Source organism: Pseudomonas spartinae (assembly GCF_965197125.1).
GTDB classification, from domain to species: Bacteria; Pseudomonadota; Gammaproteobacteria; order Pseudomonadales; family Pseudomonadaceae; genus Aquipseudomonas; species Aquipseudomonas composti_A.
This window is the reverse complement of sequence record NZ_CBDAMB010000004.1, coordinates 1-24,425: the sequence shown is the minus strand read 5'-3', so window position 1 is coordinate 24,425 and position 24,425 is coordinate 1. Positions and strand designations below refer to the sequence as shown.

The window sequence follows — 24,425 nt, the reverse complement described above, 5'->3', positions numbered from 1 at the left end:
CGGCCACTTGGCCGTCGACGCAAGACGGATGACTATGAACCCGAATTTCCTCGACTTCGAACAGCCGATCGCCGACCTGCAAGCCAAGATCGAAGAGCTACGCCTGGTTGGTAACGACAATTCGCTGAACATCGGCGACGAGATTGCCCGCCTGCAGGACAAGAGCAGCGCTCTGACCGAAAGCATTTTCGGCAACCTGACCAGCTGGCAGATCGCGCAGTTGGCTCGCCATCCGCGCCGCCCCTACACCCTGGACTACATCCAGCACATCTTCACCGAGTTCGATGAGCTGCATGGTGATCGTCACTTCTCCGACGACGCTGCCATCGTCGGTGGTATCGCGCGCCTGGGCGAGCAGCCGGTCATGATCATCGGTCACCAGAAGGGCCGTGAAGTGCGTGAGAAGGTGCGCCGCAACTTCGGCATGCCACGCCCGGAAGGCTATCGCAAGGCCTGTCGCCTGATGGAAATGGCCGAGCGCTTCAAGATGCCGATCCTCACCTTCATCGACACCCCCGGCGCCTATCCGGGCATCGATGCCGAAGAGCGTGGGCAGAGCGAGGCCATCGCCTGGAACCTGCGTGTGATGGCTCGCCTGAAAACCCCGATCATCGCCACCGTCATCGGTGAAGGTGGTTCCGGTGGCGCGCTGGCCATCGGCGTCTGCGACCAACTGAACATGCTGCAATACTCCACCTACTCGGTGATCTCGCCGGAAGGCTGCGCCTCGATTCTCTGGCGCACTGCCGAGAAGGCGCCGGATGCCGCTGAAGCCATGGGCATCACCGCCGAGCGTCTGAAGGATCTGGGCATCGTCGATCAGGTCATCGCCGAGCCTCTGGGTGGCGCTCATCGTGATCCGGCTGCGGCTGCCGAGTCGATCCGTCAGGAGCTCAGCAAGCAACTGGCCAGCCTGCAGACGCACGACACCGACGCGCTGCTCAAGCGTCGTTACGATCGCCTGATGAGCTACGGCATCGCCTGAGTTCTTCCTGCGTACATCTCAACGGGCCTTCGGGCCCGTTGTTGTTTAAGCTTGGCCCATGACTGCTCTCGAACTTCGCCTGCGCCAGGCCCTGCAGCCCTGGCGTGCGGCCCGCGCCTGGCGTATCGCCTTTTCCGGTGGCCTGGATTCCAGCGTGCTGCTGCACTTGCTGGCGGATCTCGCCCGGCGCGAGGACCTGCCACCGCTTCGCGCCATCCATGTTCACCATGGCCTGCAGGCAGCGGCCGACACTTGGCCTGATCATTGTGCGCGGGTCTGCCAGCGGTTGGGCATCGCGCTCGACACTGTCAGGGTTCGCGTCGCGCCAGGCGCCAGCCTCGAACAGGCGGCGCGTCGTGCGCGTTACCAGGCGTTTGCTGAGCGGCTCGAGCCTGGCGAGGTGCTGCTCAGTGCCCAGCATCGCGATGATCAGGCCGAAACCCTGCTGTTTCGTCTGTTGCGCGGCGCCGGTGTGCGTGGTCTGGCGGCGATGCCGGCCAGTCGAGCCTTGGGGCAGGGCAGCCTGGTCCGGCCGCTGCTCAGCTGTTCCAGAGCCGAGTTGCAGGCCTATGCGCAGGATCACGGGGTGGTCTGGATCGAGGATCCGAGCAACGCCGATGAGCGTTTCAGTCGTAATTTCCTGCGCCACCAGGTGATCCCGCTGCTGGCCGAGCGCTGGCCGCAGGTGGTCACCAGCCTGGCGCGCAGCGCAGCCCATCAGGCGGAGTCTCGGCAGTTGCTGGATGAGCTGGCCGAGATGGATTTGTGTGCTGCCCGTGGCGTTTCGGCATTTTCCTGGCTGCCGTTGCCGTCTCTGCAGCTGTCGGCGCTAGCCGCTCTGAGTGATGCGCGTCAGCGCAATCTGCTGCGGCACTGGCTGGCGCCGCTGACCCGCATGCCCGATCAGGATCACTGGGCTGGTTGGCGCGATCTGCGCGACGCCGATATCGATGCGACGCCGATCTGGAAGCTGGCCGATGGCGAGTTGCACCGTGCCGATGGACGGCTGTGGTGGCTCGGCGGTGAGTGGCTCGGTACGCCTGAGTCGATCGATCTGCCTGCTGATCTGTGTTCGCAGCCTCTGGCGCTTCCCGGTAACGGTCATGTGCAGCTGCTCGGTGAGTTGCCGCCAGGTCGCTGGCGTCTGCGCTATCGCCAGGGTGGTGAGTCGCTGCAAGTGCCAGGGCGAGGTCGGCGCGATCTCAAACGTCTGCTCAATGAGCTGCGTGTACCGGCATTCGTGCGTCCGCGCCTGCCGCTATTGTTCGACGGCGATGAGCTGGTGGCGGTGGCAAATCTGACGCAGTCGTCAGTAATCGAGGCGAGCGGGGTGCATGTGCGCTGGTCGCCGCCTATCGGCGTGCAAGGTTTGAGCTGGTAAGGCCTTTCGGGTAGACTACGCTCCCGTCTTACTACAGCTTTTGCCGACTCCCTCAGGGAGCTTGGCGAGCTTGCCATTTTTGCTATTGATGGCGCTCCTTCGCTTTCCCCGGCGGCATTGACCGCTTAAACGCAGACTTCTAGGGTTTTTCATGACGCGCTACATCTTCGTCACGGGTGGTGTTGTTTCTTCATTGGGGAAAGGCATCGCCTCGGCTTCACTGGCGGCCATCCTGGAGGCGCGGGGCCTGAAGGTCACCATGCTCAAGCTGGACCCTTATATCAACGTCGATCCGGGCACCATGAGCCCGTTCCAGCACGGTGAGGTGTTCGTCACCCACGACGGCGCCGAGACCGACCTCGACCTGGGTCACTACGAGCGGTTCATCCGCACCACGATGACCAAGAGCAACAACTTCACCACCGGTCGCGTGTACGAAGACGTGCTGCGCAAGGAGCGCCGTGGTGATTACCTGGGCGCGACCATCCAGGTCATTCCGCACATCACCGACGAGATCAAACGCCGCATCATCAAGGGTGCCGGCGATGCCGACGTGGCCCTGGTGGAGATCGGCGGCACCGTGGGCGATATCGAGTCGCAGCCGTTCCTCGAGGCCATCCGCCAACTGCGTGTGGAAGTGGGCGCCAAGCGCGCCATGCTGATGCACCTGACCCTGGTGCCTTACATCGCCACCGCTGGCGAGACCAAGACCAAGCCGACCCAGCACTCGGTCAAGGAACTGCGCTCCATCGGCCTGCAGCCGGACGTACTGGTGTGCCGCTCCGATCACCCGATCGACGTTTCCTCGCGGCGCAAGATCGCCCTGTTCACCAACGTCGAAGAGCGTGCGGTGATCAGCCTGGAAGACGTCGACACCATCTACAAGATCCCGGGCGTGCTGCATGCTCAGGGCCTGGATGACTTCGTCGTCGAGCGTTTCGGTCTGGAGTGCGGCGGTGCCGACCTGTCCGAGTGGGATCGCGTGGTCGATGCCAAGCTCAACCCGGAAAAAGAAGTCACCATCGCCATGGTCGGCAAGTACATGGAGCTGCTCGATGCGTACAAGTCGCTGATCGAAGCGATGAGTCACGCCGGCATCCAGAACCGTACCAAGGTCAATCTGCGTTACATCGACTCCGAAGACATCGAGAATCAGGGCACTGCTCTGCTCGAAGGTGTCGACGCCATCCTGGTTCCGGGCGGCTTCGGCCTGCGTGGCGTGGAAGGCAAGATCAAGACCGTGCAGTACGCTCGCGAGAACAAGATTCCTTACCTGGGTATCTGCCTCGGCATGCAGGTGGCGGTGATCGAGTACGCCCGCAACGTGGTGGGCTGGGTCGATGCCAACTCCACCGAGTTCGACATGGCCAGCCAGCATCCGGTGGTCGGTCTGATCACCGAATGGCAGGACGCCGCTGGCGGCGTCGAGCAGCGCAGCGAGAGCTCCGACCTGGGCGGCACCATGCGCCTCGGCGCTCAGGACTGCCAGCTGCAGAGCGGTTCGCTGGTGCATGATTGCTACGGCAAGGACGTGATCGTCGAGCGTCACCGTCACCGTTACGAGGTGAACAACAACCTGCTGCCGAGCCTGACCGATGCGGGCCTGAAGGTCACCGGTCGTTCTGGCGATGGCGCGCTGGTCGAAGTGGTCGAGGCGCCGGAGCATCCGTGGTTCGTCGCCTGCCAGTTCCACCCGGAGTTCACCTCCACGCCGCGTGATGGCCATCCGCTGTTCAGCGGTTTCGTCAACGCCGCTCTGGCGCAGAAAGCGAAGAAGGTCTGATCCATGGCACAGAAGATCATCAAGGTTCGCGACATCGAGATCGCCAACGACAAGCCTTTCGTGCTGTTCGGCGGGATCAATGTGCTCGAGTCGCGTGACCTGGCCATGCAGGCCTGCGAGGAATACGTGCGGGTCACCGAGAAGCTCGGCATTCCTTACGTGTTCAAGGCCAGCTTCGACAAGGCTAACCGCTCCTCCGTCACTTCCTTCCGTGGCCCCGGCCTGGAAGAGGGCATGAAGATCTTCGAGGAAGTGAAGAAGACCTTCGGCGTGCCGGTGATCACCGATGTGCACGAGCCGCATCAGGCGGCTGCGGTTGCCGAGGTGTGCGACATCATCCAGTTGCCGGCCTTCCTTTCGCGGCAGACCGACCTGGTGGTGGCCATGGCCAAGACCGGCGCGGTGATCAACATCAAGAAGGCGCAGTTCCTCGCCCCGCAGGAAATGAAGCACATCCTGACCAAGTGCGAAGAGGCCGGTAATGATCAACTGATCCTCTGCGAGCGTGGTTCCTCCTTCGGTTACAACAACCTGGTGGTGGACATGCTTGGCTTCGGCATCATGAAGCAGTTCGAGTACCCGGTGTTCTTCGATGTGACCCACGCCCTGCAGATGCCGGGTGGTCGCGCCGACTCTGCTGGCGGTCGCCGTGCCCAGGTTACCGACCTGGCCAAGGCCGGCATGAGCCAGGGCCTAGCCGGGCTGTTCCTCGAAGCGCACCCGGATCCGGAAAACGCCAAGTGCGATGGCCCTTGCGCGCTGCGCCTGAACAAGCTGGAGCCGTTCCTCGCCCAACTCAAGCAGCTGGACGATCTGGTGAAGAGTTTTCCACCAATCGAGACTGCCTGAGCCGGCCGTAATCCGGTAAAGTGCCGCCCGAGAAAAATCCCCCTGACCCGTGAGTCAGAGTGAGCCGTCGCTTTGCCCTCGGGCAGCGACGGCCCAGTGCAGCCTGCTGCTGCCGTCTTATCGTCAACCTTTGGAGCGTTATCAAGAATGGCAAAGATCGTCGACATCAAGGGTCGTGAGGTTCTCGACTCCCGCGGCAACCCGACCGTGGAAGCGGATGTAATTCTGGAAGGCGGGATCGTCGGCAGCGCGTGCGCTCCGTCCGGCGCCTCCACCGGCTCGCGCGAAGCGCTGGAGCTGCGTGACGGCGACAAGAGCCGTTACCTGGGCAAAGGCGTGTTGAAAGCCGTGGCCAACATCAACGGCCCCATCCGTGACCTGCTGCTGGGCAAGGACGCGGCCGATCAGAAGGCTCTGGATCACGCGATGATCGAGCTCGACGGTACCGAGAACAAGGCCAAGCTGGGCGCCAACGCCATCCTCGCCGTGTCCCTGGCTGCCGCCAAGGCTGCTGCCCAGGCCAAGGGCGTGCCGCTCTACGCGCACATCGCTGACCTGAACGGCACGCCGGGCGTGTACTCCATGCCGGTGCCGATGATGAACATCATCAACGGCGGCGAGCATGCCGATAACAACGTCGACATCCAGGAATTCATGGTGCAGCCGGTCGGCGCCAAGAACTTCGCCGAAGCACTGCGCATGGGCGCGGAAATCTTCCACCACCTCAAGGCCGTACTGAAGGCCCGTGGCCTGAACACTGCCGTCGGTGACGAAGGTGGTTTTGCGCCGAACCTGGCTTCCAACGAAGACGCCCTGGCGGCCATCGCCGAAGCCGTTGCCAATGCCGGCTACACGCTGGGTGACGACGTGACCCTGGCTCTGGACTGCGCCTCCAGCGAGTTCTTCAAGGATGGCAAGTACGACCTGGAAGGTGAAGGCAAGGTATTCAGCGCCGAAGGCTTCGCCGATTACCTGGCCGGTCTGACCGAGCGCTACCCGATCATCTCCATCGAAGATGGCATGGACGAGTCCGACTGGGCTGGCTGGAAAGTCCTGACCGACAAGATCGGCGAGAAGGTACAGCTGGTTGGCGACGATCTGTTCGTGACCAACACCAAGATCCTCAAGCGCGGTATCGACGAGAAGATCGGCAACTCGATCCTGATCAAATTCAACCAGATCGGCTCGCTGACCGAGACCCTGGAAGCCATCCAGATGGCCAAGGCTGCCGGTTTCACCGCGGTGATTTCGCACCGCAGCGGCGAAACCGAAGACAGCACCATCGCCGACCTGGCAGTGGGTACTGCCGCTGGTCAGATCAAGACCGGTTCGCTGTGCCGCTCCGACCGCGTGTCCAAGTACAACCAGCTGCTGCGTATCGAAGAGCAACTGGCCGGTAAGGCACCCTACAAGGGCCGTGCCGAGTTCCGCGGCTAAGCACTGCGTATGAGAAAAGGGCGACGCAAGTCGCCCTTTTTTATGGTTGTCCCGGCGTTGGTGCTGCAGTCTGTAGGAGCGGATTGATCCGCGATCTTTCGCGGCTCAAGCCGCTCCTGCAAACCTTGCGCCGTTGCCGATATGGCCTTTTTCGTGGACGCTTCGTCGATCTCTGGGAACCATTGCACGGATGCAGGTACTGAAACCCCATGTCACTCATCAGCCGGCTTCTTTTCAAGCATGAACGCAGCCCCTACCATGCCGATTACTCAATCTGCGAGTCGCTCCATGCGTAGTCCGTACTGGCTGTTTATCGTGCTGATCCTGTTGCTGGCCGGGCTGCAGTATCGCCTGTGGGTCGGCGAGGGCAGCCTTGCCCAGGTGAGTCGCCTGCAGCAGCAGATTGCCGAGCAGCAAGGCGAGAACGAGCGCCTGCTGGAGCGTAACCGGATCCTCGAGGCCGAGGTGATGGAGCTCAAGCGCGGTATGGAAACCGTGGAAGAGCGTGCGCGTCAGGAGCTGGGCATGCTCAAAGAGGGTGAAACCCTCTATCTGCTGACCGAATGAGCACCAGGTTCTGGCTGGTGATTCCAGCTGCTGGCGTCGGTGCGCGAATGGCTGCCGACCGCCCCAAGCAGTACCTGCAGATCGCAGGTCGCTGCATTCTTGAACACAGCCTGCATTGCTTCCTCGATCACCCCGGCCTGCTGGGCGCCACGGTGTGCGTGGCGGTGGACGATCCGTTCTGGCCGCAACTCCCGGTTGCCAGCGACCCGCGTGTACGTCGCGCGCCTGGTGGGCGCGAGCGAGCCGATTCGGTATTGGCAGGGTTGCAGGCGCTGCTGGCCGAGGGCGCAGGCGCCGAGGACTGGGTGCTGGTGCATGACGCCGCACGTCCCAATCTGGCCAGGGATGACCTGAATCGTCTGTTGGACAATCTGGCCGATGACCCTGTCGGCGGTCTGCTGGCGGTGCCGGCGCGCGATACGCTCAAGCGTGCCGGAGCGGATGGCCGCGTGGCGCAGACAGTGGATCGCAGCGTGATCTGGCAGGCCTACACGCCGCAGATGTTCCGCCTCGGGGCTCTGCATCGCGCGTTGACTCAGGCCCTGCAGGCGCAGGTGGCGATCACCGATGAGGCCTCTGCCATGGAGTGGGTGGGGCTGGCGCCACGTCTGATCGAGGGCCGGGCGGACAACCTCAAGGTCACCCGCCCGGAAGATCTGCACTATCTGCAGTCGCTATGGCCGAACGGCCATTGAGTCCGTTCCGACCTCAGTGCGTCCAGCGTTTTGCGTCCTTGCCAAGGTTGCGATCCAGCGCGTTGGTCAGCTTGTTCATGGCGCCTTCTATGGCTTGATGAAGTTCTTCGGCATCGTGTGACACCGTCAGCGGGTCACGGCCTTTCATCCGTGCCTCGACCTTGCAGCGTTTGTCCTGGGGGCCGCTCTTGAGCGCGTTCTCGTCGGAAAGGTGGACTTCGATGCGGGTGAGGCGATCCTCGTAGCGTTGGAGCTTTTCGCGGACGCGGGTGCTGATGTCCTCCTTGAAGGTCATCGACGAGGCGACGTGCTTACCGCTGTTGACCAGAACCTGCATAACCATTTCCTCATGCTGCTGAGTTCGTGAGGCCCCGTTCGGCGGGGCATTGGTTGTGACGCGGCGGCCTGGCTCAAGTTTCGCCCCGGCTTGTGACATTCCGTGACCGTTCAGTTGAGTGACAAGGTTGTTGCAGGGCGTCAGCTCGGATCGAGGTATTCGGCGCGTTGGCTCAGACCCAGGCGCAGCGAGTCGATCAACTGACGCACCTTTGGCGAGAGATGGCGTTGTTGTGGGTAGATCGCCCAGACCGCTGTATTGGGTGGGCGGTGCTGTTCCAGCAGGGAGGTCAGCCGGCCGCTGCGCAGGTGTTCCAGTACGTAATAGTCCGGCAACTGGCACAGGCCGAATCCACGCAGGGCTGCGTCGAGTACCGCCTGGCCGCTGTTGCAGCGCCAGTTGCCTTGGACCCGTACCTGGGTTTCGCGGCCGTTCTCGGCAAAGCTCCAATGCTCGCTGCTGCCGATCAGGCAGTTATGGCGGGCCAGCTCCGACAGCGAGTGCGGACGGCCATAGCGCTGCAGGTACTCGGGGGCGGCGCACAGGTACATCTCGCGCGGTGCCAGGCGCGCCGCCATCAGTCGCGAGTCCTGCAGGCGGCCGAGGCGGATGGCCAGGTCGAGGCCTTCGTGCAGCAGATCCAGTTGACGGTTGGACAGTTCGATCTCGACGCGCAACTGCGGGTGGCGGGCCATGAAGTCATTCACCAGCGGTACGATGAAGCGCTCGCCGTAGGCCACCGCGCAGGTCATGCGCAGCAGGCCCTTGGGTTCAGCTCCGAGGTCGCCGACCGCTCGCAATGCCTCTTCACGCGCATCCTGCAGGCGCTGGCAGTGCTGCAGGAACAGTTCACCGGCCTCGGTCAGGGCCACACGGCGTGTGCTGCGATAGAACAGGCGACTTTGCAGCCGGTCTTCCAGTCGCGCCACCTGACGACTCACCTGTGAGGTAGACAGGCCCAGGCGCTCGGCGGCGGCACTGAACTGGCCGCATTCGGCGACCGCGACGAACTCGTCGAGTCCTTCCCAGCGACTCATGGCGTTCTCCTCTGGCATTCGTGGCAGTGCATATTATCCCTGTGCTGCAATAATGTTTTGATATTTGGCTGATTATCTCCGCGTTGCCTTGACCTAGACTACTTGGCACTTTCGTAACGCTCAGGAGAGCTTTCATGATCAAGTCCCGTGCTGCCGTCGCTTTCGCTCCTAACGAGCCGCTGAAGATCGTCGAGATCGATGTCGAGCCGCCGAAGGCTGGCGAGGTGCTGGTGCGCATCGTCGCTACCGGTGTCTGCCATACAGACGCTTACACCCTGTCCGGTCAGGACTCCGAAGGTGTGTTCCCCTGCGTGCTGGGTCACGAGGGTGGCGGTATCGTCGAGGCTGTCGGCGAGGGCGTGACCTCGGTAAAGGTCGGTGACCACGTGATCCCGCTGTACACCGCCGAGTGCGGCGAGTGCAAATTCTGCAAATCCGGCAAGACCAACCTGTGCAGCTCGGTGCGTGCCACCCAGGGCAAGGGCCTGATGCCGGACGGCACCAGCCGCTTCAGCTACAACGGTGAGCCGGTCTACCACTACATGGGGTGCTCGACCTTCTCCGAGTACACCGTGTTGCCGGAAGTCTCGGTTGCCGTGATCCCCAAAGAAGCTCCGCTGGACAAGGTCTGCCTGCTCGGTTGCGGTGTGACCACCGGTATCGGCGCCGTGCTCAACACTGCCAAGGTGGAAGAGGGCGCGACCGTGGCCATCTTCGGTCTGGGCGGCATCGGCCTGGCGGCGATCATCGGTGCGAAGATGGCCAAGGCCTCGCGCATCATCGGCATCGACATCAATCCGGCCAAGGAAGCGGTTGCCCGCGAGCTGGGCGTGACCGACTTCGTCAACCCGAAAGAGCACAGCAAGCCGATTCAGGACGTCATCGTCGAGATGACCGATGGCGGCGTCGACTACAGCTTCGAGTGCATCGGCAACGTGCAACTGATGCGTGCGGCTCTGGAGTGCTGCCACAAGGGCTGGGGCGAGTCGACCATCATTGGCGTGGCGCCGGCCGGTGCCGAGATCAGCACCCGTCCGTTCCAGCTGGTCACTGGGCGCGTCTGGCGCGGCAGCGCCTTCGGTGGCGTGAAAGGCCGCAGCGAGCTGCCGAGCTATGTCGAGAAGTCGCAGAAGGGCGAGATTCCGCTGGACACCTTCATCACCCACAACATGGGCCTGGACGAGATCAACGAAGCGTTCGAGCTGATGCACGAAGGCAAGAGCATCCGTACCGTCATTCACTTCTGAGTCACTGACGCGCCCGGGGCCTGATGCCCCGGGCCGCAGTTTCCTCTTTCGCGGGAGGTTTCATGGAAAACATTTCCTGCCAGAAGAGCTTCGGCGGCTGGCACAAGCGTTATCGTCATCGTTCCACCACCCTCAATTGCGATATGGTCTTCGCCGTCTATCTGCCACCGCAGGCCGAGCAGGGCGGCAAGCTGCCGGTGCTGTACTGGCTCAGTGGCCTGACCTGCACCGATGAGAACTTCATGCAGAAGGCCGGTGCCCAGCGCATGGCTGCTGAACTGGGGCTGATCATCGTTGCGCCGGACACCAGTCCGCGTGGCGAAGGCGTGGCCGACGACGCCAACGGCGCCTATGACTTCGGTCTGGGTGCCGGCTTCTATGTCAACGCGACTCAGGAGCCTTTCGCGCGTCACTACCGCATGTATGACTATGTGGTGCAGGAGTTGCCGGCGTTGATCGAGGCCAACTTCCCGGTTTCGGACAAGCGCGGTATCTGCGGTCACTCCATGGGTGGTCACGGGGCGCTGATCTGCGCGCTGAAGAATCCGGGGCGCTATCAGTCGGTATCGGCCTTCGCGCCGATCAGCAATCCGATGAACTGTCCGTGGGGCGAGAAAGCGCTTTCACTGTATCTGGGTGAAGAGCGTTCGCGCTGGCGTGAGTGGGATGCCAGCGTGCTGATGGCCGAGGCCAGCGAAAAGTTGCCGATTCTGGTGGATCAGGGGGATCGCGACGATTTCCTCGAGGGGCAGCTCAAGCCACAGGCGTTGCAGGCTGCTGCCAAGGCTGCCGGTCACCCGCTGACGCTGCGTATGCAGCCAGGCTATGACCACAGCTACTACTTCATCGCCAGCTTCATCGATGATCACCTGCGCCACCACGCGGATGCTCTGGCGTAAGGTGCGCAACGCGCACCCCAGGTGGTGCCGGTGCATGTAGAATCACGCCCTGACTTTTTCAGGGCGTTGTTCTTTATGCGTATCGGTCATGGTTATGACGTACACCGCTTCGGCGAAGGTGATTTCATCACCCTCGGCGGCGTGCGGATTCCCCATAAATTCGGTCTTGTCGCCCATTCCGATGGCGACGTACTGCTGCATGCCCTGAGCGATGCCCTGCTCGGTGCGGTGGCGCTGGGCGATATCGGCAAGCACTTCCCCGATACCGATCCGACCTTCAAGGGCGCCGACAGCCGTGTGCTGCTGCGCCATGTAATGGGGCTGGTGCGCGCCAAGGGGTACGCGGTGGGTAATGTCGACGCAACCATCATTGCCCAGGCACCGAAGATGGCGCCGCATATCCAGAGCATGCGCGAGCGCATCGCCGAGGATCTGGGTGTCGAGTTGGATCAGGTCAACGTCAAGGCCACCACCACCGAGAAGCTCGGTTTCACCGGGCGCGAGGAGGGTATCGCGGTGCATGCCGTGACCCTGCTGGCCAAGGCATGAACGAGCTGCAACTGCTGGGGCCGCGCGCCCATGGCGAGGCCTGTGGGCGTGCGGTGCTCAAGGCCACGGCCGAGGATTTCCAGGTTGACGAAGTGTTGGACATTCCGCTTACCGGCCAGGGCGAGCACCTCTGGTTGTGGGTGGAAAAACGTGGCCTGAATACCGAGGAGGCTGCCCGACGTATCGCCCGCGCTGCCGGTCTGCCGCTCAAGGCTGTCAGCTACGCCGGGCTCAAGGATCGTCAGGCGCTGACTCGGCAGTGGTTCAGCCTGCATCTGCCGGGCAAGGCCGATCCCGATCTGGCTGCAGCGCAGGGCGATGACCTGGCTGTTCTCAGCAGTCAGCGGCACAACCGCAAGCTGCAGCGTGGCGCTCATGCTGCCAATGGCTTCACCTTGCGCCTGACTGCCCTGGACGCGGATCGCGATGCACTGGAGCAACGCCTGCAGCGTATCGCCGAACAAGGCGTGCCCAATTATTTCGGCTTGCAGCGCTTCGGCTTCGATGGCGGCAATGTCGAGCAGGCACGTGACTTCGCCTCACGGCTAGAGCTGCCGGTGCAACGCAACCTGCGCTCGCGCCTGCTTTCCTCGGCACGCAGCTACCTGTTCAACCAGGTACTGGCCAGGCGCGTGGCTGCCGGCACCTGGAACCAGGCGCAGATCGGTGACCTGCTGGCTTTCGCCGGCAGTCGCAGCTTCTTCATGGCCGGCGAGGCCGAGTGCATTGACCCACGCCTGGCTATTCTCGATCTGCATCCGACCGGTCCGCTGTGGGGCGACGGGCCTTTGCCGACTGCAGGTCAGACCCAGCAGCTTGAGCAAAGCGTGGCCGATGAGGCTGCGCAACTGGTGCAATGGTTGATCAAGGCGGACATGGAGCACGAACGGCGAATTCTGCGCCTCCCCATTGGCGGCCTGTCATGGCATTATCCCGAGCCCGATATTCTGCAACTTGCATTCGTCCTGCCGGCCGGGTGTTTCGCCACCGTGGTGGTGCGCGAACTGCTCGATCTGGTGCCAGCAGGGCAGACGGATACTCCATGCGAATTCTGATTTCCAACGACGATGGGGTGAACGCCCCCGGTATCGCTGCGTTGCACCAGGCTCTGGCTGACTACGCCGAGTGTGTGGTGATCGCGCCTGCCGAAGACAAGAGCGGTGCCAGCAGTGCGCTGACGCTCGATCGTCCGCTTCACCCGATGGCCTTGGCCAACGGTTACATCAGCCTCAATGGTACGCCGACCGACTGTGTGCACCTGGGCCTTAATGGCTTGCTCGAGCAGACGCCGGATATGGTCGTCTCAGGCATCAACCTGGGCGCCAATCTGGGCGATGACGTGCTCTATTCCGGTACCGTTGCCGCAGCGCTGGAAGGTCGCTTTCTGAGCAAGCCGGCGTTCGCCTTTTCGTTACTTTCGCGCCTGCCCGACAACCTGCCCACCGCTGCCTATTTTGCGCGCAAGCTAGTCGAGGCGCATGCGACCCTGGAGTTGCCACCGCGTACGGTGCTCAACGTCAATGTGCCGAACCTGCCGCTGGAGCATATTCGTGGCGTGCAACTGACCCGCCTGGGCCATCGTGCCCGCGCTGCGGCGCCGGTCAAGGTGGTCAACCCGCGCGGCAAGGAAGGTTACTGGATCGCGGCGGCCGGGGATGTCGAGGACGGCAGCCAGGGCACCGATTTTCATGCTGTGATGCAGGGTTATGTATCGATCACGCCGCTACGGCTCGATCGCACGTTCAATGAGGCCCTTGAAACTATGGATGGCTGGTTGGAGGGTATCTTCTGATGCGTGGACAGGACGACATGCAGCGCAGCGGGATCGGCATGACCTCGCAGCGTACCCGTGAACGATTGATTCAGCGCCTCTACGAGGAAGGGCTGTCCAACGCGCGGGTGCTGGAAGTGATCCGCCGTACACCGCGTCATCTGTTCGTCGATGAGGCGCTGGCCCATCGCGCTTACGAAGACACCGCGCTGCCCATCGGCCATAACCAGACCATTTCCCAGCCGTACATGGTCGGTCGCATGACCGAGCTGCTGCTGGCCGCCGGCCCGCTGGACAAGGTGCTGGAGATTGGCACCGGTTCCGGTTACCAGACTGCCGTGCTAGCGCAGCTGGTCGAGCGGGTGTTCTCGGTGGAGCGCATACAGGTGCTGCAGGATCGCGCCAAGGAGCGCCTGGTCGAACTCAAGCTGCGCAACGTGGTCTTTCGCTGGGGTGATGGCTGGGAAGGCTGGAACGCACTCGGCCCTTACAACGGCATCATCGTCACGGCTGCCGCAGCGCAGGTGCCGCAGGCCTTGCTCGACCAACTGGCCCCCGGTGGGCGCCTGGTCATTCCGGTCGGTAGCGGCGATGTCCAGCAACTGCTGCTGATCATTCGTGAAGAGGATGGTTTTTCCCGCCACATCCTCGATGCCGTGCGCTTCGTACCGCTACTCAACGGGCCTTTGGCCTGATCGCTCTATCGATCTGGAAGGATCCATGAAGAAACATTTTCTGCTCTATGCCAAGGGCCTGGCCATGGGCGCTGCGGATGTCGTGCCCGGCGTTTCCGGAGGCACCATCGCTTTCATCAGCGGCATCTACGACGAATTGCTGCGCTCCATCGCTCATGTTCCCGAAGCGTTCCTGCTGCTGCTGCGCGGTCGCATCAAGGACGCCTGGCAGATGGCCAACGCGACCTTTCTGCTGGTGCTGCTGTGCGGCATCCTCACCAGCGTTCTCACGCTCGCGCGTCTGATCACATATCTGCTGCACCACCACCCGATTCCGGTGTGGTCGTTCTTCTTTGGCCTGATTCTGGTGTCCGCCTACCTGGTTGGGCGGGAAATCAACCGCTGGAACTGGAGCCGGGCGCTGAGCTTCGTGCTCGGCCTGGCTTTCGCTTACTGGATCACCGTCGCAGCGCCCATGCAGTGGGGCAGCGATCTGCCGACCCTGTTCCTGGCGGGAGCCATCGCCATCTGCGCGATGATCCTGCCGGGTATTTCGGGTAGCTTCATTCTGCTGCTGCTGGGCCTGTATTCGGTGGTGCTGGGGGCCGTGAAGGACTTCAATCTGCTGGTCCTGGCGGTGTTCGCCAGTGGCTGTCTGGTGGGTATTCTCAGCTTCGCTCGCCTACTCAGCTGGCTGCTTTCACGCTGGCGCGATCTGAGCCTGGCGTTTCTGACCGGCCTGATGCTGGGTTCGCTGAACAAGGTATGGCCCTGGAAAGAAACCCTGAGCTGGCGTATCGACAGCAAAGGCGAGCAGGTGCCATTGCTGGAAAGCAATCTTCTGCCGGGGCATTTTGCCGAAGTCAGTGGCCAGGATCCGCAGGTGATGTTTGCCGTGGCGCTGGCAATCGGCGGTGTCGTTCTGGTATTGGGTCTGGAGTGGTTGGCAAGTCGTCGGCCGGTCGATACTGGCCGCAGTGAATAAATACGGCACAATAGACGTCTTACTCGGAATCATTCAGGGAGCAGTTGGGTGAGTTGGAGCGTCCTTCACGTGCTAGTCCGCGCAGTAGCAGCCGTTCGCCTGCCTCTGGCGATGCTTGCTGCCTGCGCCCTGGTCGGCTGCGCAAGCTCGCCTCCAGGTGGTGTGCAGGTGGTCGAGCGCGGGCAGAACCAGGGGCGTGCTCCGGTGATACAGCGTCAGCCCGTGCGCAGCGGCCACTATGTGGTACAGCGTGGCGATACGCTCTATTCCATTGCATTTCGTTTCGGCTGGGACTGGAAGGCGCTGGCTGCTCATAACGGCCTGCGCGATCCTTACGTGATCCGAGTTGGTCAGGCGATTCGTTTCGACAACCGGCCGGTAGCCAGCAGCCGCCCAGTTGCCTCGACCCCTGCCACTTCACCTGTAGTCACCCGGCCGGTGCCCAATCGTCCGCCCGTTGCTGTGACAGCGCCGCCTGCTACGCAGCCGGCCCGCCCGCCCGTAACCAACACGCCGGCGACCACACCGGTGACGCCGGTGAGCCGCTCTGCCAGTGGCTGGTCATGGCCCACTCAGGGCGCGGTGATCAGTCGATTCTCCTCAAACGGTAGTTTGAATAAAGGCATTGATATCGCGGGGGAATTAGGACAGCCTGTTTTAGCTGCGTCTGATGGTTCAGTGGTGTACGCCGGGAGTGGTTTGCGGGGCTACGGCGAGTTGATCATCATCAAGCACAGCGATACCTACGTAAGTGCCTACGGTCATAACCGCAGGTTGTTGGTACGGGAGGGGCAGCAGGTCAAAGCCGGGCAAAGCATTGCCGAGATGGGGTCCACAGGGGCCGACCGGGTGAAACTGCACTTCGAGATTCGCCGCCAAGGTAAACCTGTCGATCCGCTGCAATATCTGCCACGTCGTTGATCCGCCGCTGACTCATTCCATCACGTAGGTGGGACGGGCTCAGGTATGGCCAGGACGGTTCAGCCAGAGTCTGTTGTCGAACTCAGCTAGGGACAACAACAATGGCTCTCATCAAAAAAGAAGCGCCGGAGTTTGACGTCGACGATGAACTGCTCCTCATGGAGCCTGGCATCGTATTCGGCGAGGTTCCGGGCGATAAGGTGGAAGCACCGGTCGCACGTACCAAGGCCAAGAACGCCACCCCCTCCAAGCAGCACAAATACATCGACTACACCCGGGCGCTAGACGCCACTCAGCTCTACCTCAACGAAATCGGTTTCTCTCCTTTGCTCACTCCCGAAGAGGAAGTGCACTTCGCGCGTCTGGCGCAGAAGGGCGATCCTGCCGGGCGCAAGCGCATGATCGAGAGCAACCTGCGTCTGGTCGTGAAGATCGCCAGGCGTTACGTCAATCGTGGTCTTTCTCTGCTCGATCTGATCGAGGAGGGCAACCTCGGCTTGATTCGCGCCGTGGAAAAATTCGATCCGGAGCGGGGGTTCCGTTTCTCGACTTACGCAACCTGGTGGATTCGCCAGACCATCGAACGCGCCATCATGAACCAGACGCGAACCATCCGTTTGCCGATTCATGTGGTCAAAGAACTCAATGTTTACCTGCGCGCGGCGCGTGAACTGACCCAGAAGCTCGACCATGAGCCTTCAGCGGAAGAGATAGCCAACCTGCTGGAGAAACCGGTGGGTGAGGTCAAACGCATGCTCGGTCTCAACGAGCGGGTGTCTTCGGTGGACGTTTCGCTCGGTCCGGACTCGGACAAGACGCTGCTCGATACCCTGACCGATGATCGCCCGACCGATCCTTGCGAGCTGTTGCAGGACGATGACCTGTCGCAGAGCATCGATCAGTGGCTCTCCGACCTGACCGACAAGCAGCGTGAAGTCGTCGTGCGTCGCTTCGGCTTACGCGGTCATGAGAGCTGTACCCTGGAAGAGGTTGGCCAGGAGATCGGCCTGACTCGCGAACGAGTACGGCAGATTCAGGTTGAGGCGCTCAAGCGTTTGCGGGAGATCCTCGAGAAGAACGGCTTGTCCAGCGACGCCTTGTTCCAGTGAGGTGATCGCCTCGATCACGAACCCGGCTCCGGCCGGGTTTTTTATGCGCCTTGATGTAAGTCATCGCTTACAGGAGCTGTCAGTGTTTGTTGTGAAAACCCAGAGTTTTCACTGGTTTTTTTATTAAGTTGTTGTTTTGTAAAGATTTTAAAAAATTAATGCTCGCCTGCTGGGCGAGAATTGGCGGGTTGTGCCGCTGTTTGGAACGGCTAATATCACAACCGTGCTCAGGGACAAGCACAGGTCATCAGGATGATGATCAGGAACATCGCAAGAAGCGATTCATCAGGACGATGAGTTGGGAAACAAAGGGACTAGGGAATAAAAGTGGGCGGCGTGAGCCGCCCCTTTTTTTTGCCCGCCATCCAAGATTGCAAGCTTGCCGAGCAGTGTGAGCGCCTGAAAGTAAAAGACCCGCACTTGGCGGGTCTTTGTGTTTCTGGGCGAACTCAGCGCTCCAGATGCTGCAGCTTGTCCTTCACGCCATCCCACTCTTCGGCGTCCGGCAGTGCTTCTTTCTTCTCGGTGATGTTCGGCCACACTTCCGCCAGGTCGGCGTTCAACTCGATGAACTCCTGTTGATCTTCCGGTACTTCATCTTCCGAGAAGATCGCCTGGGCAGGGCATTCCGGCTCGCACAGGGCGCAATCAATGCACTCGTCCGGGTGAATGACCAGGAAGTTCGGGCCTTCGTAGAAGCAGTCCACCGGGCAGACTTCCACACAGTCGGTATATTTACACTTGATGCAGTTGTCGGTGACGACGAAGGTCATGTCTGATTCTCTCCTCGGGCGGCGTTCTGGGCCCTTTCTCTGAAGGGCTGCCAGGCGCTCTGTCTGTGGCCGCGGCTCAGGCTGTAAACCGGGCGGTCGTAAAATTGCGCGCGATTCTAGCAGTTTGTTGTATTGAGCGTTAGATCTGCGTCTTCCATGTATATAACAGCTCCAGCGCTTTGCGCGGAGTCAGATCATCCGGATTGATCTTGCCCAATTGCTCCAGCAGCGGGTGCGGCACGCTGGCGAACAGGTCGCTCTGCATCGGCGCCTGCGGTTTACCGGGCTCCTGGCGGGGCAGCTCGTGCGGCAGGCTGGTAGCCTCCAGGCGCGCCAGGTGCTCGCGCGCACGGCTGATCACCGTGCCAGGCACGCCGGCCAGTTGCGCCACGGCCAGGCCATAGCTCTGGCTCGCCGGGCCGGGTTGCACGTGGTGGAGAAAGACGATGCGCTCGTTGTGCTCGGTCGCCGAGAGGTGCACGTTGGCCACTACAGGTTCGCTTTCGGGGAGCACGGTCAGCTCGAAATAGTGGGTGGCGAACAGCGTGAAGGCGCGCAGGTGGGCCAGGTGTTCGGCTGCCGACCAGGCCAGTGACAGGCCGTCGAAGGTGCTGGTGCCACGGCCGACCTCGTCCATCAGTACCAGGCTGCGTTCGCTGGCGTTGTGCAGGATATTGGCGGTTTCGCTCATTTCCACCATGAAGGTGGAGCGACCGCCAGCGAGGTCATCGCTCGAACCGATACGGGTGAAGATGCGGTCGACCAGCGACAGCTCGCAGGCTGCGGCCGGGACGAAGCTGCCGATATGGGCCAGCAGCACGATCAGTGCAGTCTGACGCATGTAGGTGGATTTACCGCCCATGTTCGGGCCGGTGATGACCAGCATGCGGCGGTTATCGTCGAGGTCCAGGTCGTTGGCCACGAAGGGCGTGGTCAGCACCTGTTCGACCACCGGGTGGCGGCCCTGGTCGATGCGCATGCAGGGCTCGTCGACGAAGCGCGGGCGATTCAGGTCGAGGTTCAGCGCGCGCTCGGCCAGGTTGCTCAGCACGTCCAGTTCGGCCAGCGCCGAGGCACTGTCCTGCAGCGGCGCCAGATGTCCGATCAGGCGCTCGAGCAGCTCGTCGTAAAGCATCTTCTCGCGTGCCAGGGCACGGCTCTTGGCTGACAGCGCCTTGTCTTCGAATTCTTTCAACTCGGGGGTGATGAAGCGCTCGGCACCCTTGAGGGTCTGCCGGCGGATGTAGTCGGCTGGCGCCGATTCGGCCTGCTTGGTCGGCAGCTCGATGAAGTAGCCGTGTACGCGGTTGTAGCCCACCTTGAGGTTGGCCAGACCGGTACGGGCTTTTTCGCGGGCTTCCAGGTCCATGAGGAACTGCCCGGCGTTCTCGCTCATCGCCTGCAGTTCGTCCAGCTCGGCGTCGTAGCCGGTCTTGAGCACGCCGCCGTCACGAATCACTGCCGGCGGATTGTCGATGATGGCGCGGGCCAGCAGGTCGGCCAGTTCCGGATAAGTGGCGATGGTACTGGCCAGCTGTTGCAGGTGCGGTATGTCCAGCGCTGCCATCGCCTGCTGCAGCTCGGGCAGCGCGGCGAGAGCGTCACGCAGGCGAGCCAGGTCACGTGGGCGGGCATTGCGCAGGCCGATGCGAGCGAGGATGCGCTCCAGGTCGCCGATTTCCTTGAGCTGCGGTTGCAGCGTTTCGAAGCGGTAGCCATCGAGCAGGCAGGCGATGGCGTCCTGACGTGCTTCCAAGACTGCGCGATCACGCAGCGGGCGGTTCAGCCAGCGACCCAGCAGGCGGCTGGCCATGGCGGTCTGGCAGCGATCCACCACCGACTGCAGGGTATTGTCGCGACCACCGGCAAGGTTGATGTCCAACTCCAGGTTGCGACGGCTGGCGCCGTCCAGAATCACCGTGTCGTCCAGGCGCTCGTGGCGCAGGCTGCGCAGGTGGGGCAGGGCAGTACGCTGGGTTTCCTTGGCGTAACCGAGCAGGCAGCCGGCGGCGCCAATGGCCAAGGTCAGGTTCTCGCAACCGAAGCCTTTCAGATCCTGGGTGCCGAACTGCTGGCACAGGCTCTTGAAGGCGCTGTCGCGCTCGAAGTCCCAAGGGGCGCGGCGGCGCGAACCCTTGCGCTTCTCGGCGGGCAGGCCCTGTGGCCAATCATCCGGGATCAGCAGTTCGGCGGGGTTCAGGCGTTCCAGTTCGGCCAGCAGATTTTCCCAGCCCTTGATTTCCTGCACGCTGAAGCGGCCGCTGGTGATGTCCAGCACGGCCAGGCCGAACAGACGTTCATCGCCCAGCACGGCGGCCAGCAGGTTGTCGCGGTGCTCGTCGAGCAGCGCCTCGTCGCTGATGGTGCCAGGGGTGATGATGCGCACCACCTGGCGCTCCACCGGACCCTTGCTGGTGGCCGGGTCGCCGATCTGTTCGCAGATCACCACCGACTCGCCAAGCTTGACCAGCTTGGCCAGGTAACCCTCGACCGAATGGAAAGGGATGCCGCACATGGGAATCGATTGGCCAGCCGACTGGCCGCGTGCGGTCAGGGTGATGTCCAGCAGCTTGGCTGCCTTCTTCGCGTCTTCGTAGAAAATCTCGTAGAAGTCACCCATGCGATAGAACATCAACTGATCCGGGTGCTGGTTCTTCAGCTTCCAGTATTGCTGCATCATCGGGGTGTGTGCGGAGAGATCGGTCATGCCAGGCCTTACGTGCAGTGGGTGTGACGAAGCCGGGAATTTTCCCATACTTCGCCCTTCGGGTGGGCTGCGAATCTGACGCAATTACCCGTCAGTCGCTGAAGGTCACCGAGAACTGGACCACGGCTTCGACCACGCGTTGCGGCTCACTGCGAATTTCGCGAATCACATCGCCAGGCGGCATTGAGCGCCAGTAGCATGGTCTGCTCGGCAATGCCGCGAATGATTGGAATGATGCTGGCTTTCTGCAGTGCCTATTTTCGTTTCGTCGTCCTGAATGGCAGTAGACGAAATTTGCCGTTTCCACTGACAGGTCAAGCTGTGTAGGGTTTGTCGTTCCGATGAGTGAGGAGCGGGCATGGATAGAATCAGCCAACTGGCCGAGCAACTGGGCGCAGCCTTGAACGCGAAGGCTGCGCAGGTCACCACTGCCGAGTCCTGTACCGGTGGCGGCATCGCCGAAGCGATCACCCGTATACCGGGGAGCTCTGCCTGGTTCGAGGCGGGCTACGTGACCTACTCCAACGCTCAGAAAACCAAGCAGCTGGGCGTCTGCGCGGAGCTTTTCGCCAGTGTCGGCGCGGTTAGCCGGGAGGTGGTCGAAGCCATGGTGCGCGGCGCTCAGGCGCACAGCGGTGCGCGTTACGCGGTTGCCGTCAGTGGTGTGGCTGGGCCTGCTGGTGGTTCGCAGGAAAAGCCGGTAGGCACCGTGTGGCTGGCCTGGGGGGATGGCGAGCGTCTCTTCAGTGTGCGTGAGCAGTTCACCGGCAATCGGGACGAGGTGCGCCGACAAACGGTCGAGGCCGCGCTGGCCGGGCTTCTGCGTCTGTTGGCAGAGGAAAATCCGGCAATGGGGTAGGCGGACGACTTGCCCTGTGGAATAATACTGGCTACTTATACAGTTGTTGGCGGCCGCTGAGGCCCTTCTGAACACGTGAGGATGGTAATGGACGAGAACAAGAAGCGCGCTTTGGCGGCTGCCCTGGGGCAGATCGAGAAGCAGTTCGGCAAGGGCGCAGTCATGCGCATGGGCGATCATGAGCGTCAGGCAATTCCGGCCATTTCCACCGGTTCGCTGGGCCTGGATATCGCGCTGGGTATTGGCGGTTTGCCGAAAGGCCGTATCGTTGAAATCTACGGTCCGGAGTCGTCTGGTAAGACCACGCTGACCCTGTCGGTCATCGCTGAAGCTCAGAAGCTTGGCGCGACCTGCGCCTTCGTCGATGCGGAGCACGCGCTGGATCCGGATTATGCCGGCAAGCTCGGTGTCAACGTCGATGATCTGCTGGTCTCGCAGCCGGACACCGGTGAGCAGGCTCTGGAAATCACCGATATGCTGGTGCGCTCCAACGCCATCGACGTGATCATCGTCGACTCCGTGGCGGCTCTGGTACCCAAGGCCGAGATCGAAGGCGAGATGGGCGACATGCATGTCGGCCTCCAGGATGCAGTATTCGGAATCGCAGCGTAGTTTTGGTTCACTTAGGAGGTCTCCCTTCTTCACAAGGGGTACGCCCTAAGCTAATCAGCAATATTCGATTAATCCTAATCTGAGTGGTCGGTGAGAATGGATCAGGCAAAAAACAAAGCGTTGGAAATGGCTCTTTCTCAGATCGAGAAACAGTTTGGTAAGGGTGCCATTATGCGGCTCGGCTCCGACCGCACAATGGACATCGATGTTGTTTCGACCGGTTCTCTTGGCCTGGACATCGCTCTGGGCGTGGGTGGTTTGCCACGTGGTCGTATCGTTGAGATCTACGGCCCTGAGTCTTCTGGTAAAACCACACTGACCCTTTCCGTAATTGCTGAAGCTCAGCGGCAAGGTTTGACTTGTGCATTCGTCGATGCTGAGCACGCCCTTGATCCAATCTATGCCGCCAAACTTGGCGTGAATATCGATGATCTTCTTTGCTCGCAGCCAGATACTGGTGAACAGGCTCTTGAGATCGTAGATATTCTGACTCGTTCGGGGGCGGTCAACGTTATAGTTGTCGACTCCGTAGCTGCTCTTGTTCCGAAGGCTGAAATCGAAGGCGAGATCGGGGACTCCCATGTTGGCCTTGCCGCTCGAATGATGTCGCAGGCGATGAGGAAAATCACTGGTAACCTGAAGAACTCCAACACTATGTGTATCTTCATTAACCAGATCCGTATGAAAATCGGCGTAATGTTCGGCAGTCCGGAAACCACCACCGGTGGTAATGCCCTGAAGTTCTACGCCTCGGTGCGCCTGGACATCCGCCGTACCGGTGCGGTCAAGGAAGGCGAAGAGGTGGTCGGCAGCGAAACCCGCGTGAAAGTTGTCAAGAACAAAGTTGCTGCTCCATTCAGACAGGCCGAGTTCCAGATCCTCTACGGACAAGGTATTAGCAAAGCCGGCGAGATTGTTGACCTAGCAGTTTCTAATAGCTTCGTTGAGAAATCCGGCGCCTGGTACTCCTTCGAAGGCAACAAGATTGGTCAAGGTAAGGCCAATACCATCAAGTGGCTGTTGGAAAACAAACCCACTATGGACAAGCTGGAAGGTATGATTCGCGACAAGTTGATGTCTAAGCCACAGGCTGAAACCTCTGCACGTCTCGCAGCCCAGGAAGAGCTGGCTGACGACTATTGATATCTCGTAGCGGTATAAGGTCGCTGCTGACAATCTATAGTTAAGTTTCTACTCCATATAAAGCCTAGCTTCCCCAGCTAGGCTTTTTCTTGATGCCACATCAAGTTTCTTTCCCATCAAGGTGACTTACAGGATCGCCTCTCGTCCAGCTACTCTCTGAGATTCAATTACGTTTGATGCCCAAACAAAAGGAGTAAACGGGTGAAAGGTTTTTTCAATGGGGCATTGCTTGTTGGCACTGTTCTGGTCAGTTCTCTGAGCTTGGCAGCGGATCTGACTCTCGATGGTTCTCGCCATGCTGTGCAGCGAGGACTCTCTCGCCTGATCGAAGGTGGAAAGCTGTTTCGCGTTGCTCGGGGCATTTATGTTGCCGCAGTCGAAACTCGGTTCGGCGTGCGCCCGCCGGCACCCGAGAAGGTTGTCCACTCGCTGGCTAATGCGCTGGGTGAGGTGCTGGTCGACCACGGGGCTCGTGCCGCGAATAAATTAGGGCTGAGTACACAGGTTCCAGTTGGCTATGTCTTTCTAACCGACGGACGTTCTAGGGAGCTTCAGGTTGGCAAGACCACCGTATCGATTCGGTATGCGCCTCGATGGTTGATGGCTCTAGGCGCTACTGGAGCGGGAGACGCCATTCGAGCATTGGATTGGGTTGGCGAAGCAAGCGTGGGGGATGCCGTTTCCAAACTTCATAAACTACTACCCGAGAGCGAATGGGGTGCTCTGGTGTCATCTCACCGCTCGTTGCCTATCTGGATGGCGAGTGCAATCTGCGCTCAGTCGAGTTGCACCCACCCTTTTAAGTTGGGCTAGCGGTTAGCTGTAGCCTACTTACCGCCAGACCGGCATCATCTGGAATGGGGCAATTCGATGTGAAAGCCCGTGAGGCCAGCGGCTGAGGTGCACCAGATGCGGCCTTTGTGAGCCTCAATGATGGACCGGGTGATGGCAAGTCCGAGCCCGGCGTTGCTCGGGCTTCCCTCCCGCCGAGCGGGGTCAACCCGGTAAAAACGGTCGAAGAGCTTCTCTAGATGCTCTGAGCTGATTGTGTCCCCTGGGTTCTCGATACTGAAGGTAGTGGAGTCCTCTGTCTCGCGGATCAGAA

24 protein-coding genes and 1 pseudogene are annotated in these 24,425 nt (G+C 61.2%); 20 read left to right on the top strand and 5 right to left on the bottom strand.

The window, feature by feature from the left end:
• Window positions 1-34 precede the first annotated feature (34 nt).
• The 7 genes from ACN8M7_RS10835 (at window position 35) to ispD (ending at window position 7,697) form a co-directional block, all read left to right on the top strand.
• Window positions 35-985, top strand: coding sequence for an acetyl-CoA carboxylase carboxyltransferase subunit alpha (locus tag ACN8M7_RS10835; protein WP_061238138.1), 951 nt, complete (start codon window positions 35-37; stop codon window positions 983-985).
• Window positions 986-1,043: 58 nt separating this feature from the next.
• Complete coding sequence (gene tilS, locus ACN8M7_RS10830) at window positions 1,044-2,366, top strand: tRNA lysidine(34) synthetase TilS (RefSeq protein ID WP_490260763.1); 1,323 nt, start codon at window positions 1,044-1,046, stop codon at window positions 2,364-2,366.
• Between the two features lie 151 nt (window positions 2,367-2,517).
• Window positions 2,518-4,149: a CTP synthase gene (gene pyrG, locus ACN8M7_RS10825; protein ID WP_490260762.1), complete on the top strand. Its 1,632-nt coding sequence runs from the start codon at window positions 2,518-2,520 to the stop codon at window positions 4,147-4,149.
• 3 nt (window positions 4,150-4,152) lie between these two features.
• The gene (kdsA, locus tag ACN8M7_RS10820; RefSeq protein ID WP_061238135.1) at window positions 4,153-4,998 is read left to right on the top strand and encodes a 3-deoxy-8-phosphooctulonate synthase; all 846 of its coding nucleotides are present in this window, start codon (window positions 4,153-4,155) and stop codon (window positions 4,996-4,998) included.
• Window positions 4,999-5,145: 147 nt separating this feature from the next.
• Window positions 5,146-6,435 (top strand): phosphopyruvate hydratase, encoded by a 1,290-nt coding sequence (eno, locus tag ACN8M7_RS10815; RefSeq protein ID WP_490260761.1) that lies wholly within the window; start codon window positions 5,146-5,148, stop codon window positions 6,433-6,435.
• A gap of 288 nt (window positions 6,436-6,723) precedes the next feature.
• Window positions 6,724-7,002, top strand: a complete 279-nt coding sequence (ftsB, locus tag ACN8M7_RS10810; RefSeq protein ID WP_017363771.1) for a cell division protein FtsB — start codon at window positions 6,724-6,726, stop codon at window positions 7,000-7,002.
• Window positions 6,999-7,697: a 2-C-methyl-D-erythritol 4-phosphate cytidylyltransferase gene (ispD, locus tag ACN8M7_RS10805; protein ID WP_490260760.1), complete on the top strand. Its 699-nt coding sequence runs from the start codon at window positions 6,999-7,001 to the stop codon at window positions 7,695-7,697. The genes ftsB and ispD overlap by 4 nt, the downstream gene beginning before the upstream one ends.
• Before the next feature lie 13 nt (window positions 7,698-7,710).
• Here ispD and ACN8M7_RS10800 read toward each other — a convergent pair whose 3' ends face one another.
• Both ACN8M7_RS10800 and ACN8M7_RS10795 read right to left on the bottom strand, forming a co-directional pair.
• The gene (locus tag ACN8M7_RS10800; protein ID WP_490260759.1) at window positions 7,711-8,034 is read right to left on the bottom strand and encodes an HPF/RaiA family ribosome-associated protein; all 324 of its coding nucleotides are present in this window, start codon (window positions 8,032-8,034) and stop codon (window positions 7,711-7,713) included.
• Window positions 8,035-8,174: 140 nt separating this feature from the next.
• Window positions 8,175-9,071 carry a LysR substrate-binding domain-containing protein gene (locus ACN8M7_RS10795; protein WP_061238131.1) on the bottom strand — a complete coding sequence of 299 codons (897 nt, stop codon included), beginning with the start codon at window positions 9,069-9,071 and terminating at the stop codon, window positions 8,175-8,177.
• 134 nt (window positions 9,072-9,205) lie between these two features.
• On the opposite strand from ACN8M7_RS10795, the gene ACN8M7_RS10790 reads away from it, so the two are divergent.
• The 9 genes from ACN8M7_RS10790 to rpoS all read left to right on the top strand — a co-directional run bounded on the left by ACN8M7_RS10790 (window position 9,206) and on the right by rpoS (window position 17,226).
• Window positions 9,206-10,318 carry an S-(hydroxymethyl)glutathione dehydrogenase/class III alcohol dehydrogenase gene (locus tag ACN8M7_RS10790; protein ID WP_061238130.1) on the top strand — a complete coding sequence of 371 codons (1,113 nt, stop codon included), beginning with the start codon at window positions 9,206-9,208 and terminating at the stop codon, window positions 10,316-10,318.
• 62 nt (window positions 10,319-10,380) lie between these two features.
• A complete protein-coding gene (gene fghA / locus ACN8M7_RS10785) occupies window positions 10,381-11,217 on the top strand; it encodes an S-formylglutathione hydrolase (protein WP_490260758.1) in 837 nt (278 codons plus the stop codon).
• 75 nt (window positions 11,218-11,292) lie between these two features.
• On the top strand, window positions 11,293-11,766 hold the full coding sequence (ispF, locus tag ACN8M7_RS10780; protein ID WP_490260757.1) for a 2-C-methyl-D-erythritol 2,4-cyclodiphosphate synthase: 474 nt from the start codon (window positions 11,293-11,295) through the stop codon (window positions 11,764-11,766).
• On the top strand, window positions 11,763-12,821 hold the full coding sequence (gene truD, locus ACN8M7_RS10775; RefSeq protein WP_490260756.1) for a tRNA pseudouridine(13) synthase TruD: 1,059 nt from the start codon (window positions 11,763-11,765) through the stop codon (window positions 12,819-12,821). Before ispF ends, truD begins: the two co-directional genes overlap by 4 nt.
• Window positions 12,809-13,558, top strand: a complete 750-nt coding sequence (gene surE / locus ACN8M7_RS10770; protein ID WP_061238126.1) for a 5'/3'-nucleotidase SurE — start codon at window positions 12,809-12,811, stop codon at window positions 13,556-13,558. The genes truD and surE overlap by 13 nt, the downstream gene beginning before the upstream one ends.
• Before the next feature lie 38 nt (window positions 13,559-13,596).
• Window positions 13,597-14,232 (top strand): protein-L-isoaspartate(D-aspartate) O-methyltransferase, encoded by a 636-nt coding sequence (locus tag ACN8M7_RS10765; RefSeq protein ID WP_197432145.1) that lies wholly within the window; start codon window positions 13,597-13,599, stop codon window positions 14,230-14,232.
• Window positions 14,233-14,257: 25 nt separating this feature from the next.
• Window positions 14,258-15,196 carry a polyprenyl-phosphate transporter gene (locus tag ACN8M7_RS10760; protein WP_490260755.1) on the top strand — a complete coding sequence of 313 codons (939 nt, stop codon included), beginning with the start codon at window positions 14,258-14,260 and terminating at the stop codon, window positions 15,194-15,196.
• 48 nt (window positions 15,197-15,244) lie between these two features.
• Window positions 15,245-16,117 (top strand): peptidoglycan DD-metalloendopeptidase family protein, encoded by an 873-nt coding sequence (locus ACN8M7_RS10755; protein WP_490260754.1) that lies wholly within the window; start codon window positions 15,245-15,247, stop codon window positions 16,115-16,117.
• 101 nt (window positions 16,118-16,218) lie between these two features.
• A complete protein-coding gene (rpoS, locus tag ACN8M7_RS10750) occupies window positions 16,219-17,226 on the top strand; it encodes an RNA polymerase sigma factor RpoS (RefSeq protein WP_061238123.1) in 1,008 nt (335 codons plus the stop codon).
• A gap of 449 nt (window positions 17,227-17,675) precedes the next feature.
• On the opposite strand, the gene fdxA is transcribed toward rpoS, so the two are convergent.
• Both fdxA and mutS read right to left on the bottom strand, forming a co-directional pair.
• The gene (gene fdxA / locus ACN8M7_RS10745) at window positions 17,676-17,999 is read right to left on the bottom strand and encodes a ferredoxin FdxA (protein ID WP_017678218.1); all 324 of its coding nucleotides are present in this window, start codon (window positions 17,997-17,999) and stop codon (window positions 17,676-17,678) included.
• A 139-nt stretch (window positions 18,000-18,138) separates the two neighbouring features.
• Window positions 18,139-20,706, bottom strand: a complete 2,568-nt coding sequence (gene mutS, locus ACN8M7_RS10740; RefSeq protein ID WP_490260753.1) for a DNA mismatch repair protein MutS — start codon at window positions 20,704-20,706, stop codon at window positions 18,139-18,141.
• 358 nt (window positions 20,707-21,064) lie between these two features.
• Here mutS and ACN8M7_RS10735 point away from each other — a divergent pair, with 358 nt between their 5' ends.
• The 4 genes and pseudogenes from ACN8M7_RS10735 (at window position 21,065) to ACN8M7_RS10720 (ending at window position 24,133) form a co-directional block, all read left to right on the top strand.
• The gene (locus ACN8M7_RS10735) at window positions 21,065-21,565 is read left to right on the top strand and encodes a CinA family protein (RefSeq protein WP_061238121.1); all 501 of its coding nucleotides are present in this window, start codon (window positions 21,065-21,067) and stop codon (window positions 21,563-21,565) included.
• Window positions 21,566-21,652: 87 nt separating this feature from the next.
• Window positions 21,653-22,150, top strand: a pseudogene (locus tag ACN8M7_RS10730) (ATPase domain-containing protein); the annotation flags it as partial.
• Window positions 22,151-22,273: 123 nt separating this feature from the next.
• Window positions 22,274-23,320, top strand: a complete 1,047-nt coding sequence (gene recA, locus ACN8M7_RS10725; protein ID WP_033990946.1) for a recombinase RecA — start codon at window positions 22,274-22,276, stop codon at window positions 23,318-23,320.
• 201 nt (window positions 23,321-23,521) lie between these two features.
• Window positions 23,522-24,133 carry a DUF6088 family protein gene (locus ACN8M7_RS10720; protein ID WP_224490739.1) on the top strand — a complete coding sequence of 204 codons (612 nt, stop codon included), beginning with the start codon at window positions 23,522-23,524 and terminating at the stop codon, window positions 24,131-24,133.
• Window positions 24,134-24,168: 35 nt separating this feature from the next.
• On the opposite strand, the gene ACN8M7_RS10715 is transcribed toward ACN8M7_RS10720, so the two are convergent.
• On the bottom strand, window positions 24,169-24,425 hold a 257-nt coding region (locus ACN8M7_RS10715), incomplete at its 5' end, for an ATP-binding protein (RefSeq protein WP_490260752.1).